General features: G+C 35.5%; 16 protein-coding genes. 14 read left to right on the top strand and 2 right to left on the bottom strand.

Translation table 11 applies throughout. The annotated features are described in order from the left end of the window. The 11 genes from EZV73_RS17580 to EZV73_RS17530 all read left to right on the top strand — a co-directional run bounded on the left by EZV73_RS17580 (position 1) and on the right by EZV73_RS17530 (position 11,590). Positions 1-1,044 (top strand): V-type ATPase subunit, encoded by a 1,044-nt coding sequence (locus tag EZV73_RS17580; protein ID WP_240841717.1) that lies wholly within the window; start codon positions 1-3, stop codon positions 1,042-1,044. Between the two features lie 12 nt (positions 1,045-1,056). Then, positions 1,057-3,036 carry a V-type ATP synthase subunit I gene (locus tag EZV73_RS17575; RefSeq protein WP_240841716.1) on the top strand — a complete coding sequence of 660 codons (1,980 nt, stop codon included), beginning with the start codon at positions 1,057-1,059 and terminating at the stop codon, positions 3,034-3,036. Continuing rightward, a complete protein-coding gene (locus EZV73_RS17570) occupies positions 3,036-3,473 on the top strand; it encodes an ATP synthase subunit C (RefSeq protein ID WP_240841715.1) in 438 nt (145 codons plus the stop codon). Before EZV73_RS17575 ends, EZV73_RS17570 begins: the two co-directional genes overlap by 1 nt. Then, positions 3,473-3,778 (top strand): V-type ATP synthase subunit F, encoded by a 306-nt coding sequence (locus EZV73_RS17565; protein ID WP_240841714.1) that lies wholly within the window; start codon positions 3,473-3,475, stop codon positions 3,776-3,778. Before EZV73_RS17570 ends, EZV73_RS17565 begins: the two co-directional genes overlap by 1 nt. A gap of 11 nt (positions 3,779-3,789) precedes the next feature. Continuing rightward, positions 3,790-4,431 carry a V-type ATP synthase subunit E gene (locus EZV73_RS17560; protein ID WP_240841713.1) on the top strand — a complete coding sequence of 214 codons (642 nt, stop codon included), beginning with the start codon at positions 3,790-3,792 and terminating at the stop codon, positions 4,429-4,431. Positions 4,432-4,438: 7 nt separating this feature from the next. Then, entirely contained in the window at positions 4,439-6,184 is a 1,746-nt protein-coding gene (locus EZV73_RS17555; protein WP_240841760.1) for a V-type ATP synthase subunit A, read from the top strand. Between the two features lie 8 nt (positions 6,185-6,192). Next, on the top strand, positions 6,193-7,557 hold the full coding sequence (locus EZV73_RS17550; protein ID WP_240841712.1) for a V-type ATP synthase subunit B: 1,365 nt from the start codon (positions 6,193-6,195) through the stop codon (positions 7,555-7,557). An 8-nt stretch (positions 7,558-7,565) separates the two neighbouring features. Next, positions 7,566-8,180 (top strand): V-type ATP synthase subunit D, encoded by a 615-nt coding sequence (locus EZV73_RS17545; RefSeq protein WP_240841711.1) that lies wholly within the window; start codon positions 7,566-7,568, stop codon positions 8,178-8,180. A gap of 338 nt (positions 8,181-8,518) precedes the next feature. Beyond that, on the top strand, positions 8,519-9,742 hold the full coding sequence (locus tag EZV73_RS17540; protein ID WP_240841710.1) for an FprA family A-type flavoprotein: 1,224 nt from the start codon (positions 8,519-8,521) through the stop codon (positions 9,740-9,742). Between the two features lie 130 nt (positions 9,743-9,872). Further along, a complete protein-coding gene (locus EZV73_RS17535) occupies positions 9,873-10,706 on the top strand; it encodes a helix-turn-helix domain-containing protein (protein ID WP_240841709.1) in 834 nt (277 codons plus the stop codon). A gap of 74 nt (positions 10,707-10,780) precedes the next feature. After that, a complete protein-coding gene (locus EZV73_RS17530) occupies positions 10,781-11,590 on the top strand; it encodes a 3-keto-5-aminohexanoate cleavage protein (protein ID WP_240841708.1) in 810 nt (269 codons plus the stop codon). A gap of 24 nt (positions 11,591-11,614) precedes the next feature. On the opposite strand, the gene EZV73_RS17525 is transcribed toward EZV73_RS17530, so the two are convergent. Next, complete coding sequence (locus EZV73_RS17525; RefSeq protein ID WP_240841707.1) at positions 11,615-12,286, bottom strand: response regulator transcription factor; 672 nt, start codon at positions 12,284-12,286, stop codon at positions 11,615-11,617. 156 nt (positions 12,287-12,442) lie between these two features. Between EZV73_RS17525 and EZV73_RS17520 the strand changes: the two genes are divergently transcribed. The 3 genes from EZV73_RS17520 to EZV73_RS17510 all read left to right on the top strand — a co-directional run bounded on the left by EZV73_RS17520 (position 12,443) and on the right by EZV73_RS17510 (position 16,659). Beyond that, positions 12,443-13,762, top strand: coding sequence for a YjiH family protein (locus tag EZV73_RS17520; RefSeq protein ID WP_240841706.1), 1,320 nt, complete (start codon positions 12,443-12,445; stop codon positions 13,760-13,762). Between the two features lie 63 nt (positions 13,763-13,825). Continuing rightward, a complete protein-coding gene (locus EZV73_RS17515) occupies positions 13,826-15,664 on the top strand; it encodes a sensor histidine kinase (RefSeq protein WP_240841705.1) in 1,839 nt (612 codons plus the stop codon). 53 nt (positions 15,665-15,717) lie between these two features. Further along, positions 15,718-16,659 carry a hypothetical protein gene (locus tag EZV73_RS17510; RefSeq protein WP_240841704.1) on the top strand — a complete coding sequence of 314 codons (942 nt, stop codon included), beginning with the start codon at positions 15,718-15,720 and terminating at the stop codon, positions 16,657-16,659. On the opposite strand, the gene EZV73_RS17505 is transcribed toward EZV73_RS17510, so the two are convergent. Beyond that, on the bottom strand, positions 16,640-18,349 hold the full coding sequence (locus tag EZV73_RS17505) for a transglutaminase domain-containing protein (protein ID WP_240841703.1): 1,710 nt from the start codon (positions 18,347-18,349) through the stop codon (positions 16,640-16,642). The genes EZV73_RS17510 and EZV73_RS17505 overlap by 20 nt on opposite strands. Positions 18,350-18,360: the final 11 nt, after the last annotated feature.

The following is an 18,360-nucleotide window of genomic DNA, read 5'->3' as shown; positions in this document are numbered from 1 at the left end:
ATGTCTAATGTCAGACGCTTTGCTGCAGTGAACACTAAGATCAAGAGTATGGTGGGTAAACTTTTAACACATGAAGATTACTTAAACATGCTTACAATGACCAGTGAAAAAGAAATCTTCGATTACTTAAATGAAGAGACCTACTACAGCAATATTTTTAAGGATATGAATGAAGAGGATTATTCTATAGCCAATGTGGAAAGCCATATAAAAAACTATATTATAACCCTTTATAAGAAAATAAATTGCTTTATAACTGGTGACTATCAGAAGCTCTTTAGACTTTTAATGAAGCGATTTGAAGCAGAAGACATCAAGGCCTTTTTAAGAGGTTTGATTTTAAAACAAGACATTTCGGAGCTCTATCTTGAGTATCCCAATGCATCCTTTTATTCTAAGCTAGATTACAGAGAAATGTCTGCTTGCACAGATGTAGCAGAACTTGTAGAGATGTTAAAGGATACACTTTACTATAAGGTTCTTAAACTTTATTTAAGTGAAGATGAAGACCGTATGCTCTTTTATATGGAAATGAACATAGACAGGGTCTATTTTTCTAAACTATCTGTCGAGATTTCTAAGTTCAAAGGGGATGAAAAGCCTATATTTGAAATCCTTCAGATGAACATAGACTTTCTTAATTTCCAGTGGATCTATAGAGGTAGAAAGTTTTATAAGCTTTCAAGTGAAGAAATACTCAATTATACATTACCAAATGGTCATTTCTTAAACTATGATTTGTTAAAGAAGTTGTCATATGCAGAGGATGAGGAAACTTTGTTTGATTTGATGACAAAAACACATTATAAGAAGCTTTTCAGTCATGATAAGGATACAGAACTTTATCTAGAAAGAGACATGGACCGCTATTTATACAAGCATTTTCTTAAGAGTGAAAGAGAATCAAGTCTAAATATGATTACGGTGGTTACTTTTACCCATAGACTTGAGTTTGAAATGCGTGATTTATTTACAATGATAGAAGCAAAACACTATGGTGTCGCTCCAGAAGAGTTAAAGGAGTACTTGATTAGGGTTATATAGGGAGGTGAAATCTTGGCAGTAGAAAAAATGAAATTATTGAATCTTGTCATAGAGAAGTCAGAAGCCCATGATGTTTTGAGGGATATTGCCCTTCAAGAGAAAATACATCTTGTGAATGCTATGACTGAGATCAATGAGAGTAATTTTAAATTGAAAGTAGATGAAGACTTAATTGAAGAGGTTAAAGGTCTGTGTTTGATTGACAGTTTTTCTGAGAAAAGAGATTTCAAATCTGTTCAGGAAAAGCTCTACAAGCTGATGGACTATATGAACCTTGAGAGGCTATTAGATAAGAATCTATTACATGAAAATTACCGATTCGAAGATATGGAAGATGATATCAACCATATTTATGATGAGTTAACCCATATAAGAGAACGTATTGATGTTTTACAAGAAGAAAAAAATCGTCTTGAGGAAATGAACATACTGGATGGGATTTATGAAAATGTAGATTTTAGTCGACTCTTTAATCTTCACTTTTTCAATGTGAAATTTGGTATATTATCTAAAGAAAATATGGAAAGGCTGACTAAGAATTATGATAATATCTATGCGGCTATTTTACATATTGGTAGGAAGGGAACCAATGAGATATATATTGTTGTATCTCTTAAAGAATTAGAGTTAGAGACAGATAGAATTTTAAGGTCGGTTTACTTTGAAGAAATCAAACTTCTAGATGGCTATTTAGATACGCCAGAAAAGATGATTGCTAAGATAAAAGACCGTATGAACTTCATTGATACAGAATTAGATGGCCTTCATATGGAAGCTACTAATTATAGGGATAAACACGGCCAGTCTTTGATGATTTGTTATGCTCAATTGATGTTGGAGCTTAAAATTGAACAGATGAAAAAGCAGCTGGCAGTGACCAACAATTATGTTTATATCACAGGTTGGGTATCTCAGACCGATAGTGACTTTTTAGAAGAATATTTTGAGAAATATGGTTCGAGTATTGTTTATGGAACTAGGGAAGTAGACGATGTCACTAGAAAACTAAGGCCGCCGACAAAACTTAGAAACAAATGGCTTTTTAAACCATTTGAAGAGTTGGTGCATATGTATGGTACCCCATCTTATGATGAACTAGACCCAACATCTTTTGTAGGCCTTGCTTATATGTTCTTGTTTGGTGCCATGTTTGGTGACTTGGGACAGGGACTTATACTGGCCATTGCGGGTTTCTTCTTAAAGAAAAAAGTGGCATCTTATGGCGGTATTTTGATGAGAATCGGTGTATTCTCCATGATATTTGGTTTCTTCTATGATTCATTATTTGGTTATGAGCATGTGATTTCAAAGCTTATACCACTTAACATCTTTATTCGACCAATTGAAAACATCAACACCATGTTAATAGCGGGTGTTATTACAGGTCTGGTATTTTTAATGATATCTTATGCATACAGTGTGGTGAATAAACTAAAGAAAAATGATTTAAAAGAAGGTTTGTTTGGTCGTAATGGTATAGCAGGTATTGTCCTGTTCTTGGCAATTCTCTTATTTGCAGGTGCTTCATTCTTAGAATGGACCTTTATACCGACAGGCCCATTAAAAGTCATTATCTTTTTAATGGTTGTTTTAATGGTCGTAAGAGAACCCCTTGCCAATACCATCAAGAAAATTAAGCCTTTACACCATGAGCCACCATCAGAGTATTATGTGGAAAGTGGTTTTGAGCTTTTAGAAACATTCCTAGGTATGCTGAGTAATTCCTTGTCCTTTGTAAGGGTAGGGGCCTTTGCCTTAAACCATGTTGGTTTGTTTATGGCTTTCCATACCATAGCTGCTATTACAGGCACCTTGGCAGGTGAGGTATCTATGTTTATTCTAGGTAACCTCTTGGTTATTGGTTTAGAAGGTCTGATTGTTTTGATACAAGGACTGAGACTGGTTTATTATGAGATGTTTAGTAAATATTACACAGGTGACGGCTTGGCCTTTGAACCTGTAGAGATAGAGAATTTAGGAGGCGTAAACTAATGGAACTCATTTTAGCTTTAAATATTATAATTGTGACAGTTACTGTTGGATTTGGTATCCACTATTTGATAAGAAATAATGAAAAATCAAGAAAACTTCTAAAAAAGATGCTTAGAGTCAACGTCTTTACATTTGTGCCTTTGATGTTGATGGCTTTTGCGATACTGGTACCAGATGCAGTATTTGCCATGACTGATACGACGACTGAAGCAGCGGCATCTTCATCTTCTGGACTTGGTTATCTAGCGGCAGCTCTTTCAACAGGGCTTGCAACAATCGGTACAGGTTATGCCGTTGGAGCTGTTGGTTCATCTGCATTAGGTGCAGTATCTGAAGATCCAAAGATTTTAGGTAAGACTTTGATCTTTGTTGGACTTGCTGAAGGTATTGCTATTTATGGTTTAATCATTTCTATCATGATTATTGGTAGATTATAATGGAATCTTATTTAATCAGTGACAATGAAGATACCCTACTAGGCCTTAAAATGGCAGGTATAGAAGGGCAGTTGATGACAGATGATGACTTGATTATAAAAAAGATAGATGAACTCATCGATGATCCTAAAATAGGTATCATTATTTTGACCCATACCATAAAGGTGCGTATAGAAGATCAAGTCATGGCAAGAAAACTTCGTGCAAAGGATACGCTTATTGTTGAAGTGCCAGGACCGAAAGAAAGTATTCAAAGTGATTTTATTACACGTTATATACGTGAATCAATCGGATTAAAACTATAAGAAGGTTTGTTATGATAACAGTCAATGATAAATTGAAATTGTTTACTAAGAGAATCATCGATCGTCAACAGGATGCTTATGATGAAAAGGTGGAAGGACTAGAAAACAAGATGGTAATTGAACTTGCAGAACGTAAGAAAATGTTAGAAAGAGACCGAGCAAGATATGAGGATTCTCTTTTAAGAGGCATTAAAAATGAACGTTCTCAGAGACTTTCAAATGCCAGAAGTGAAAGAAAAAGACGTCTTTTACTTAAAAGAAAAACAATGATCGATGAACTTTTAAGTGGTGTAAAGGCCTATACCAAAGAGTTTGTTGAAACAGAAGACTACGAAAAGTATTTAAAAAATATCTTTGTAAAAAATCGTGATATGATGGCCTCTTTAGGTGCATTCACAGTTTATGTAAACGAGAAAGATACAAAGTATAAAGACATGTTGTTAGACCAGTGTAAAGCATTAGACTTATTATGTGAATCAGTTGAAAAAAGTGACAAGCGCATCCTAGGTGGTGTGATTATTCTAAAGGCTGATAAAACAACACGCCTTGATTTTTCTTTGGATTCTGTAATAGAAGACAACAGAAAATACATGGGTCAGTTGATCTATGACATGTTAGAAGAAGCAGGTGAATTCAGTGGAAAACAAAGCTAAAGTTATCATGGTCAATGGCCCAGTAGTCAAGGGTTGTCATATGTCTGATTTCAAGATGCGTGAAATGGTCATGGTGGGAGAAAACAAGTTAATAGGTGAAGTCATCTCCTTAGAAGGTGATGTTGGTACCATTCAGGTTTATGAAGAAACTGAAGGGCTTTCGTTGAATGAAGAAATTCAGTCGACTCATAAGCCCTTGTCGTTGAAATTAGGACCAGGCCTCTTAAAGAATATGTTTGATGGTATTGAAAGACCCTTAAAGAAGTTATTTGAGATTTCAGGAGACTTTATTGCAGAAGGCATCGGTCTTATTTCTATAGATGATACGGTTGAATGGGATGTAAATCTTATGGTTTCTGAAGGTGATTATGTAGATGAGGGTTATCCGGTTGCCTGGATACAGGAAACTGAAATGATCAAACATAAAGTCATGATGCCTCCAGGAAAGAGTGGCTATGTAAAGTCTGTTGTTCCTGATGGTCTTTATAAGCTTGAAGACGTTATTTGTGTGGTTGAAGATGAGTTCGGAGAATGTCTTGATATCAAACTCTATCAAGAATGGCCAGTTCGTGACCAAAGACCAGTTATGGAAAGAAAACCTTTGTCACTACCGCTTTTAACAGGACAAAGAGTACTCGATATCTTCTTTCCTATAGCCAAAGGTGGCACGGCTGCCATTCCAGGCGGTTTTGGTACAGGTAAAACAATGACACAGCATCAATTGGCCAAATGGTCAGATGCAGATATTATTGTTTACATAGGTTGCGGTGAACGTGGTAACGAAATGACCGATGTTTTACATGAGTTTCCTAAACTCATTGATCCAATGAGTGGCAAGTCCATTATGGAAAGAACGGTTCTGATTGCCAACACCTCTAATATGCCTGTGGCTGCCAGAGAAGCCAGTATTTATACAGGGATTACCATAGCAGAATACTACCGTGATATGGGCTATCATGTAGCCATCATGGCAGACTCGACATCTAGATGGGCTGAGGCCTTAAGAGAGCTTTCTGGTCGTTTAGAAGAAATGCCTGCAGAAGAAGGTTATCCAGCTTATTTACCATCTAGACTGGCTGGTTTTTATGAAAGAGCTGGTCTTGTAGAAACACTTTGTGGTCAAGAGGCATCGGTGACGATTATTGGAGCAGTTTCACCAGCAGGGGGTGATTTTTCTGAACCTGTTACTGAAAACACCAAGCGTTTTGTCAATGCATTTTTAGCCCTAGACAAGAGACTGGCTTATGCCAGACACTATCCTGCTATCAACTGGCTGGATTCCTATTCTGGTTATCTAAAGATGTTAGAAGGCTGGTATGCTGATTATGTGTCAGATAATATATTAGAACTCAGAGCAGAGATGCTTCGTGTCCTTCATGAAGAAGATAAATTGAAAGACATTGTTCAACTGGTAGGAGAAGATGTCTTACCAGATGATCAAAGATTGATTTTAGAAATCGCTAAGGTTATTAAAGTGGGCTTTTTACAGCAAAATGCCTTCCATAAGGAAGATACATATGTGCCACTTCAAAAGCAACACTTGATGTTAGAAATTATCAACTACCTTTATGAAAAAGGCCAAGAAGCCATAAAAATTGGCATACCGATATCTGTTGTTAAAGATCAAGATCTTTATAGTCGCGTGACAAGAATCAAGTACACCATTAAAAATGATGATCTTCAAGATTTTGGTTTCTTGATGCAAGATATTGATAAGTACTACAATGACTTGATGGCTAAATACAAGAATTAGGTGAAAATATGAGACAAGAGTATTTACAGATAGATAAAATTGAAGGACCACTCATTATCTTGGAAGGTGTTGATAATGCTTCTTATGGTGAGATCATTCACATCAACTCTGATGATGGCAAAAAACGTATGGGTAAGGTCATCAAGATAGAGGATGAACGTGTTATCGCCCAGGTTTTTGAAGGTACGCAGGGTTTATCAAGATACAATTCTGCTATTAAATTTACAGGTAAACCCTTTGAAATCAATATTTCTAAAGAAGTACTTGGTAGAACTTTTAATGGTGTAGGTAAACCTATAGACCAAGGTGGAGAAATATACAGTAAGGATACTTTCAACATCAATGGTCGTCCGATTAATCCCGTTGCAAGGTCTTATCCACGAGACTATATTCAAACTGGCGTATCTACCATTGATACATTAACAACACTTATAAAAGGGCAAAAGTTACCTATATTTTCTGGTAATGGTCTACCCCATAATGAGCTGGCGGCTCAAATCGTCAGACAAGCTAAGCTGAGAGATTCAGAAAAGAAGTTTGCAGTTGTTTTTGCAGCCATTGGTATCAAAAATGATGATGCTGCTTTCTTTAAATCATCTTTTGAGGATGCAGGTGTTTTAGAAAACGTGGTGATGTTTTTAAATCTAGCAGACGATCCTATCGTTGAACGTATTTCTACACCAAGATGTGCCTTAACAGTTGCTGAGTATCTTGCCTTTGAACAAGGCTATGATATTTTAGTTGTTATGACAGACATTACATCCTACTGTGAAGCTTTAAGAGAGATTTCTTCTGCAAGAGAAGAAGTGCCTTCAAGAAAGGGCTATCCAGGTTATTTGTATTCAGACTTGGCAACCCTTTATGAACGTGCAGGGGTCATTTCTGGTAAAGAAGGTTCTATTACTTACTTACCGATTTTAACCATGCCCAATGATGATATTTCTCATCCAATTCCTGACTTGACGGGCTATATCACAGAAGGTCAGATTGTACTAGGAAGAGACCTTCATAGAAACAACGTTTACCCGCCGGTCAGTGTTTTACCATCTTTATCTAGATTAATGAAAGATGGTATTGGTGAGGGTTATACCAGGGATGATCATCCAGATGTCGCCAATCAGTTGTTTGCTTCTTATTCAAAGGTACAAGATGTAAGAGCCTTAGCTCAAATCATTGGAGAAAATGATTTATCTGAAGTAGACCAAAAGATACTTGAGTTTGGTAGAGCATTTGAAAAACAGTTTGTGACTCAGCATCATACTGAAGAAAGACAAATCAGTCACAGTATTGATTTGGCTTGGGACATATTAAGAATCTTGCCAAAATCAGAGTTGGATAGAATTGATGATGAGATTCTAGATAAACATTACTAGGAGTTTGTATGAATAAAGTTGCACCTACAAAAGCCAACTTAATGAAATCAAAGTCTATGCTGTCTTTTTCTAAGAAAGGTTATGATCTCTTAGATCGAAAGAGAAATGTCTTAATTAGAGAAGTGATGAGTTTAGTTTCTAGAGCAGAAAATATTCAGACGCAGATTGCTGAGATTTTTGACGAGGCTTATAAGTCTTTACAATACACAAATATCATACTTGGAACAAATGTTGTTAAGGAACTTTCTAATTCTGTTTCTAAAGGAGAAGACTATGATGTCTTATTGCAGTCGGTTATGGGTGTAGAGATTCCTAAAATAAAATATGAAAAGCAAGCGATTCAACCATCGTATGGTCTTTTTAGAACCAATGCAACCTTTGATAATGCACTGACTAAGTTTCATGAAGTCAAGTATTTGATTTATGAGCTTGCTGAGATAGAGACGGCTGTTTATAAGCTTGCTATGGAGATCAAGAAAACTCAAAAACGTGCCAATGGCCTTGATAAGATTCAGATACCTAAATACACTGAAATTGTAAAAGACATTGAAAATGCTTTGGAAGAAAAAGAACGTGAAGATTTCTTTAGACTCAAAAAAGTAAAATCTAAGACAAGAGGTTAGCCAGTACATTGTACTGGCCTTTTTATGTAAAAATTGAAAGGGTAAACTTAAATCTTTTGTGTTTGATGGATTAGAGATATATTTAAAGGAAGTTTTTAGTTTACCTTATTAGTGAATACACTGCTTCGGTGTATTTTGATTTTGTAATCAAATTCTTAACAAAATTTAAGTGACAATATTGTAAATAGATTTGTGAACTCTTGCGGTAGAGATAGTTACTTGTTATAATGTAGTTGTTTTGTGCAAGGAAGCTTTATTTTGCAATGTTTCAATAAATCTGATACAATGCTAAATGAAAATAGTTATCAATGAGAATTTTTATATAAAAGGAGTCGAATATGAACGTTTCTAAAGTGACTGATGGGATATACCAACTTTCCATCAACATAGAAAACATGTTATTTGAAGGTTTATGGGAAGTACCAGATGGCGTATCTATGAACTCTTATATTGTTAAGGGTGAAAAGACAGCAATCATCGATGGTGTATGCGGCTGGGACGGCGTTCCTGAGCATTTCTATGACCTGATGAAACAAATGGATGTGGATCCAAAATCTATTGAGTATGTAATCTTAAATCATATGGAGCCAGACCACACAGGTTGGATTGAAGATTTAAGAAAATTCCACAAAGACTTTAAAGTACTATGTACGAAAAAAGCAGCACCTATGTTAGAGGCATTTTTCAACCATACTGAAAATATCACAGTAGTAGGTGATGGTGATACTTTAGACTTAGGTGGAAGAGTACTTCAGTTTGCAGAGGTACCAAATGTTCACTGGCCAGATACAATGGTTACATTTGATGAAACATCAGGCACATTATTCTCATGTGATGCTTTCGGTTCTTACGGTAAAGTAGATCATGGTAACTACGATGACTTATTAGAAGAAAAAGATTTACTATTCTACGAAGAAGAAGCTAAAAGATATTATGCAAATATCGTTGCTGCATTTTCTATGTTTGTAGATAAGGCTATTGCAAAGTGTGCAACACTGCCAATTAAAATTATTGCACCAGGTCATGGTGTGGTTTGGAGAAAAGATCCAAACAGAATTATTGAAGATTACAAGCGTTATGCAAGTTACCAAAAAGGCCCTGCTAAAAAAGAAGTTACAGTTATCTGGGGTTCTATGTATGGTATGACTGAAATGGGTGTTAAACATGCCATTGCTTGTTTAGAAAAAGAAGAAGACATTAAAGTGAATGTTCATAGAGTACCTCAAGAAGGTTGGGGCCATATCCTAGGTTCAGCTTGGTCTTCAACAGGTCTTGTACTGGCAATGCCAACTTATGAGTATAAGATGTTCCCACCAATGGCAGCAGTGCTTGAGGAAATGGGGAAGAAGAAGGTTCAAAACAGAAAAGTATTCAGACTTGGATCATTTGGTTGGTCTGGTGGTGCCCAAAGAGAACTAGACGATATCAATACACGTCTTAAGGCTAATTGGGAATTCATCGAGCCTGCTGAGTTTAAAGGTGCGCCAACTGAAGAAGATTATAAGAACATTGAAGCTGGTATAAAAGCTTTATGCCAAGCTGTAAGAGAAGCAGTTAAGTAATAAGAGTCCGTAGCGAAAGCTGCGGATTTTTTCAATTACCACTTGAGTCCATTCAAGCAGTGCTTTATAGGATTATTCTACTCATAGGTCTACAATTGAGTTACAATAAAATAGAAAGTGAGGATCGAGCATGTTTGATACGAGAGTGGTAGGACAAAAAATTGTCTCTTTAAGAAAAAAACGAAATTTAACACAAATGGACTTAGCAGATAATATAGGAGTTAGCTTTCAAGCCGTGTCTAATTGGGAAAGAGGCAATTCTATGCCTGATATTTCTAAACTGCCTGAGTTGGCAAGTTTATTTCAAGTATCTATAGATGAGCTACTGGGTCATTCTAAAGAGACTGATATTGTTGCAAATATAGTTGACAAACCAGAGAAACTTGTTTTGACTGCACAAGAACTTGAATCTGTAGCACCGATTATGAAACCTGATAAAGTTGATGAATATTTTGACAAACTTGATTTTTCCGGTGATATGTCAACATTGATGGGCTTAGCACCATTTGTAAGTGCAAAACAATTGGAAAACTTAATAGATCGAACTGAGGGCGAGGTTGAAATGATGAACCTACTGCCTTTTTTATCTAAAGAATACATTGATAAGAAGGCTAGATTTTATGCAGAACAGGGGCTTTTTTCAGAAGTAACAAGCTTGGCACCTTTCTTATCTAGGGGACTATTAGATGAACTCGTTGACAAGTACAATGGCATGGATGATTTATCAGGCTTATATCCATTCTTAACTTCTGAAAGTATTTATAGATTTGTAAAAAAAACAATTGAAGAAAATGGAACTTTCCATCTCTCTAGTGTGGCGCCATTTTTAAAATCAGACCAGCTAGAAGCGTTGATTATAGATTATCCGAATATGGGCATTGATATTCAGTCTTTATATCCATTTTTATCAAGTCAAAGCATCCAATCACTCTTAGATAGATGGATGAAAAAACAGAAAGAATAGATTGTAATTATGTGTTGAGATATGCCTGAATCCATTATATAATCGATATGAAGGATATATAATGAGGAGGAAACATGGAAAAACTAATTATTACGGCGGCACTTACAGGAGCCGAGGTGACAAAGGACATTCAGCCTAGTTTACCTGTAACGCCAGATGAGATTGCTGATGCAGCTTACGAGTGTTACTTAGCTGGTGCATCTATTGTGCATGTTCATGCAAGAGATGAAGAGGGCAATCCTACACAATCTTACGATGTGTACAAGGAAATCAAGGAAAAGATTGAAGCAAAGTGTAATGTTATTGTTCAACCATCTACAGGTGGTGCTACATGGCATACACCAGAAGAAAGACTTCAACCAGTCGAGTTAAAGCCTGAAATGGCAACTTTAAGCTGTGGTACTTGTAACTTTGGTACAGATGTGTTTATGAATACTCAAGAAGCTATGGAGAAGTTTGCAACAAGAATGAAAGAACTTGGTGTAAAGCCAGAGCTAGAAGTATTCGAAAGAGGTATGATTGAAAATGGTAAGCGATTAATTAAAAAAGGACTAGTTGATTCGCCTGCACACTTTGATTTCGTACTAGGTGTACCAGGAGCAATGTCAGGTCATCCAGAAGATTTAATGTATATGAGATCTTGTTTACCTGAAGATGCAACGTGGACAGTAGCTGGTATTGGTAGATTTGAGACACCACTTGCTACTATGGCTATCTTATTAGGTGGTCACGTAAGAGTAGGATTCGAAGACAATGTTTACTATTCAAAGGGCGTATTAGCGAAGTCTAATGCTGAATTAGTAGAGAGAATCGTAAGAATCTCAAAAGAACTGGGTAGAGAAGTTGCTACACCAGATGAAGCTAGAAAAATTTTAAACCTATAATTAAAACCCGCTATTATGCGGGTTTTATTTGAATACATAACCTTCACCTCTTATGGTGATCAGGTATTCGGGTTCAGTTTTATGGATTTCAATTTTATCTCTAAGTCTCATAATGTACATATTAACGGTGTTTTCTGTGTAGATATGAGACTTCCATACTTTTGTTAAAAGTTCTTGCCTTGTTAAGATCCTATTTCTGTTTTCGCTTAAATAAAGTAGTAGAGCATACTCTGTGGAAGATAACTCTATGGCTTGATCTTTTAGGGTGACTTCATGAGTTTTTTTGTTGATGGTTAAGTCTCTGATCTCAACCGTATCTAGTTTTTCATTGTCATAGATTTGATACCTTCTGATATGTGATTTAACTCTTGCGACCAATTCTAATGGATCAAATGGTTTGGTTATATAATCGTCTGCACCGATACCCAGACCCAGTATTTTATCTGCTTGTGTGGTCTTGGCCGTTAAAAATATGATAGGTACATGGGTCGTTTTTCTTATTTCTTTACATACCTCGAAGCCTGTCATATCAGTCATGTTAATGTCCAGTATAATGAGTTCTATGCTGGGATCCTTTGATAGTTCAAGGGCATCTTTACCATTGTAGCAAGACATAGTTTCAATGTTGTTAATCTTCATGAAGTCTTCTATCATAGACACTATTTTTTTATCATCATCGACAATTAAAATTTTCATTGGCCACCTCAATTCATTGTACCCCTTAATGAATGTGGATTTCAACTGTAAAATAACGCCAGTTTATAACAGTTTGATAACAGGCGATAAATCTTCCTTATAATTATGAAAAGAATATTCAGAATATTTATACTTTAATTAGACAAAGGAGGGGTTATGGAAAAATTAAAAGAAAAAAAGCGAGTCGTTATCACTAGCACTGATTGGGTGAAGTTTATTTTGTTAAGTGCATTCGGTATTTTTATGTTTTTTGTTCCAATTACAATTGGTGAAAAGAGTACGATTCCGCTAGACCATGTGGTTTCCTTTATTAAAGGCATATCACCATCACTGGGTAAATATTATGCATTAATCGTCATCATTTTAGGGGCTATCTATCCGTTCTACAATAAGTCGTGGAACAAGGATAAGGTAACCGTATTTTTCTCAGTGGCTAAGGTTGTGGGTATGTTTGTAGCCTTTATGGCAATCTTTAATGTGGGTCCTGCATGGATGTTTGAAAAGGACATGGTACCATTTTTATACGACAAACTGGTTATATCAGTTGGTATGATTGTACCAGTAGGTGCTGTTTTCTTAGCATTCTTGGTTGGTTATGGTCTACTTGAGTTCATCGGTGTGATTATGCAGCCTGTTATGAAACCGATTTGGAAGACGCCAGGTCGTTCAGCCATTGATGCTGTTGCATCATTTGTAGGTTCTTATTCTATTGGTCTTCTTATAACTAATAGAGTTTATAAAGAAGGTAAATATTCTGCAAAAGAAGCAGCTATTATAGCAACTGGTTTTTCTACAGTATCTGCAACATTTATGATCATTGTTGCCAAGACACTCGGCTTAATGGATATGTGGAATTTCTATTTCTGGTCTACACTTGTGATCACTTTTGTAGTTACTGCATTAACAGTTAGGATTTTCCCACTTAGTAAGAAGTCTGATAAAAACTACTTTGGTGAAGTTGTTGAGGAAGAAAAGCGTACAGGTAACATCTTTAAGAATGCTTTAGACGATGGTTTAGAAGCATCTCACAATTCTTTGCCACTACTTGAAAACATCAAAACAAACTTTATTGATGGTTTTAAGATGGCCATGGGTATTTTACCATCGATCTTATCAATTGGTCTATTAGGTCTAATCCTAGCTAAGTATACACCAGTATTTGATATTGTGGGTTATATCTTCTATCCATTTACAGCTTTATTACAGATTCCTGATGCTATGTTGGTGGCTAAGGCTTCTGGTTTAGAAGTAGCAGAAATGTTCTTACCTGCACTACTTGTAAAAGAGACAGCGTTATTATCTCGATATGTAATTGGTGTTGTTTCAGTATCATCGGTACTTTTCTTCTCAGCTTCAATACCATGTATTGTTTCTACAGAGATTCCACTTACAATGAAGGATATCATCATTGTATGGATTGAACGTACAATTTTTGGTCTGATATTAGCTGCAGCTATGGGTCATCTATTCTTATAGAACATGAATCTCTGCTTGATTGCAGAGTTTTTTTTGTCGTACAATAAAAGTGGAGGAAACAATATGACCATTAAAGAGCGTATGATTATTATAATAAGTGTTGTGTTTTCTATAGTAATCTTAATATCAACTTCTATGTTTTATAGACAATCCAGTGAAATTATGAATCGTGATGCAGAAATTCGTATGCAAGAGCAATTAGAACGAGCTAAAGAAAATGTCTCTTTACTCCTTTCAAATATCATACTGGAGACTGAAAAACTCAGTTATGATGCATATGTAATTGATTATTTTAATGGAGAAAAAACACAAGATGAAATGGACACTTATTTGGATCATTTGATGTTAGAGAAAAACAAAGAGCGTCCTTTTTACATGGACCTGTTCCTTATGTCCAAAGAAGGTTATATTGTTTCTGCTGCTGTAGATTCAGCCATCGGTATCGTTGATGGTAATAAGAGATGGTATTTTAAAAATGCCGTTGAAACAGGCCAAACAAGTACCAGTGATGTTATTTCAAGTCAGGCGACATTTACCCAAATTGTTATAAATATGACACCAGTAATTGAGGATGAGAGGGTATTGGGGTATTTTGGATTAGCTATTCATGTTTCTTATTTTTCTGATTTCCTAAAGAACTTCGAAGTAAATAACAATGAGTATATCATTGTAGATTCATACGACAATGTTTTGTCTCATCCAGACAAATCTAAGATTGAAACTACCTTAGATTATTTTGGAAGAGATAAAAATCAGCTTTATGATTTTACAAGAGTAAAAACAAGTGACCAAGATGCTTTTGTAATGATGAAAGATTTGGGTTTAAAAGATTGGAAAATCATATCCATTCTAAAAAGGGATGAAATTTACTCTAAAAGTAGAGCGCTCGCTTATACATATGTTAAAGTGGGTGGTGTCCTTATTATTCTTGCAATTTTAGTTGGTTTTTATATAACAAGCTATGTGACAAAACCATTAATAAAAATCACTAATAGTATCAACAGAATCATTGAAGAAGAAGATACGCATAGAGGCAAAATGATTTCTCAAGTGCCAGATGAGCTGATGGAAGTTGATGAAGAAGCCATAGAGATAGGCAATTTTAAAAAGGCGGTGCTGGGTTTTAAAGAGACATTAGAGAATTCTATGAAGAGTTTTGAAATTGAACATAGTAAATTGAGAGACTATGTAAAAAATGTAGATTGTGAACTTTCAAATATGAATAGAAGAAACTTGGAGTTTATCTCCACACTTTCACATGATATACGCACACCTCTAACGTTAGTAAAAGGTTATGCAAGTGGATTAAGTTCTGATATTTTAATCAATGAGACCATGCTTGAAAAGTTTAAGGAAAATATTATTGAAAGCACCAATAGCATAGAATATTTGGTCTACGATGTTTTAGATTTTGTGTATGAAGTATCTGATAAACATATATACCAGATGAAGTCTTTATCAGTTTCAGAGTTTGTTGATAAAATACTTCTAGATATGAAACAGCTCTACAAAGATGAAACAAGGCTGCAGTTTACTGTAGATGAGTTTTCTGATGAGCTGGTTAAAGTAGATTCAATGCAGGTTTTTAGAGTCATCATTAATCTGGTTAATAACTCTCTCAAGTATTCTAATGAAAATGATTTAGTTAGAATCGCATTCAAACATCATCTGAATGGACTCGCTATTAGTGTATATGATGAAGGGATTGGCGTGAAAAAAGAAGATCAAGCCAATATCTTTGAGATGTTTTATAGGGGTGAGAACAAAGGTGATACAAAGGGCTATGGTCTGGGTCTTTATATTTCAAGTGAAATCATTAAAAACCATGATGCTTATATTTACTGTGAATCAGAAGTGGACCAGTTTACAAAAATGTTCTTTGAACTGCCTTATATAGACTAGGTGATTAAGAAGCTCCTTTTCTAGGTATTTATTGAGTGAAGATAGGAGGTAACATGTTAGAGTGGTTATTAGAAGGTGATCCTGTTATACAGTATAAGGTTTATAAGGAACTTTTACAGGATGAATCAAAGCTTGAAGATATACAGAATCAAATGCTGAAAGAAGGTTGGGTAAAAGAATACTTGTCTAAGAGAAATGAACATGGTCATTGGGGCAATAAGTTTTATCATCCTAAGTGGACATGTAGTCACTATACGTTGATGGACTTATGTTTGTTTGCTGCGCCATGTACACCTGAGATCATGGCAACTATTAACAAGATTGCAGATGAGAACAAGTCACCTGATGGTGGTATAAATCCACATACTGAGCTTCAAAAGAGTGATGTTTGCATCAATGGCATGTTTTTAGATTATGCTTGTTACTTTGGTATAAAAGAAGAAAAACTTCATTCAGTTGTAGACTTTGTTATCTCTCAGGCCATGGCTGATGGCGGCTTTAACTGCCGTTTAAATCGGTCGGGTGCTAAACATTCTTCAGTTCATACAACCATAGCCATGTTAGAAGGCATTGAGAGATATAAAACTAAAGGCTATCGCTATAGACTTGATGAACTTCTTAAGCTGCAGACTTCTTCAGAATCGTTTTTACTGGATCATCATCTATTTAAATCTGATAAAACAGGTGAGATCATTCATCCGTCCTTTACAGTTTTTACTTATCCTTGGCGGTGGAAATACAATGTCTTAAGAGCCATGTATTACTTTGCAAGTGCAGACAGGCCTTATGATAAGCGGATGGATGACGCCCTTGACCTTATTGAATCTAAGGCGAAAAAAGGCAAATGGCCAGTAAGGAGCAAACATCCTGGACAGGTCCATCTTGTTTTAGAAGCTCCAAGAACCATGTCTCGCATGTCAACCATTATGGCCCTTGTGGTACTTTCTAGGTATAAAAAAAGCCAACAGTGGTTGGCTAATGTTCTAAAATTGTAATGTTTGAATATTTATTTTTATATAGACCACTAGACTTGTTAAAGCCTGGCAACAACTCTAGTGTAGGATTGAGTTCGTTGTCGACAAGAGTCTTGTCACCAAATGGGTCGATGGTAATCCAAGAACCGTTTAAATGGCATTCTATCCATTGATGACTGTTATAGAGTGTCTGACCTTCTAAGATCCTTGTAGGGATGTTTTGAGCTCTTAAGAGGGCTGTGAAGTAATAGAGAATTTCTTCTTCAGTACCTTTAAATTGTTCATAAACATCTCTTGCTGAAAAATTCACTTCATTGATTGTGAGTACTTCAATATCCGTTTGAATAAAGTCATAAATAGCCTTGGCCTTAGAATAATCTGTATGGTACTTTCTCGTTAAAAGATTAGACATAGACCTGATATAACGGTCGTTACTCTGAACCAATCTCGTTGGTATCACGTATTTAGTTGACTTTTTATTTAAGTTGACAACTGAGTATCTTAAGAGCAGCTCTTCCTCATTTAATATTTGGCCAGAACCATCAAAGGCTACCTTTTGTTCTTCTGGCGTGATGGCAATCTTTATGTTGTGTTTGCCTAAACCAAAAGGAATGTAGATAGGTGTTTTAAATGAGTTGTTTTCAACGGGGACATAAAAAGACAATTTCTCATCCCCCTTTGAAACGGATATAGTCAGTGATTCAATGACTTCTTCTGTGTTAAAATAGCCCTCTAACTCCACCTGATTGTCAACAGTCATATTTGAATAAGCAACACTTGATAAGGTCAATTGATAGTCTCTGGCAGCTTTAAATTCCATATAGTGTTCTGAATTAGAATCAAAGCTTGATTCATCAATGTAAAAGGTGTTCATAACATTTTCAAATACCTGAAGAATAAAGGATTCTGATATGTATTCAGGGTACTTAAAATGCATGATGTATACTTTGTCCTCTGATGGTATGAAGTGGACAAGTTCTTTTATATCAATATCGTTGACATTCGATTCCAGATATAATACATTACTAGTAAGGTAATTATATATTTTTTGATCTGTATCTATTACAGCAAACCTATCTTGATACGTCATAGTTAAATGTTCTATGAAGGTATCCATTATGACATTAATATCAATATTTTCGTTCAGCTGCCTTGTAGAAAAATTGGCGCTGATACGACCATAATTAGAATCATATCCATATGTAGTATCATCGAGTTTATTCCAATCTAAAGGAATTGAAAAACGTGCACCATCATCTTCAAATGCTACCGAACGATAAGGTATAGAATTGTAATTCTTATATTGTATAATATCGTTGGCCTTTAAGTATATTTCTTGATCCGAAATCTCTTGAGTCGTCAAGTCAAAGGCTGTTTTTAATAGTTTTAAAGGTGCATATATAACGTCATTTCTAACTTCGAATTCATGGTTATATTTTTTCCCATTAATTGCATAATAATTGTTTTGAACATCAATCTTTACAAAGGTATTTAAATAGTAAGTAGAGATAGTCTTGTCTTTTATAACCTGAGCACCCAATGTGCTGAAGGCTTCTTCAAGGGGTATAAAAAACTGACCATTTACATTCAAAACAGGACTTTCTAAATCAATGGGGATTTGATTGATATATAAGTTCATTTGACTTTCTTCACTATAGGCTGTCATACCTATAAGAAGTCCAATGATGATAATTAAACATAGTTTTTTCATATCGGCTCCAA

Source organism: Acidaminobacter sp. JC074, assembly GCF_022496765.1.
Classification (GTDB): Bacteria; Bacillota; Clostridia; order Peptostreptococcales; family Acidaminobacteraceae; genus JABXKX01.
The sequence above is the reverse complement of the archived record's forward strand: the minus strand, read 5'-3'. Positions and strand labels throughout refer to the sequence as shown.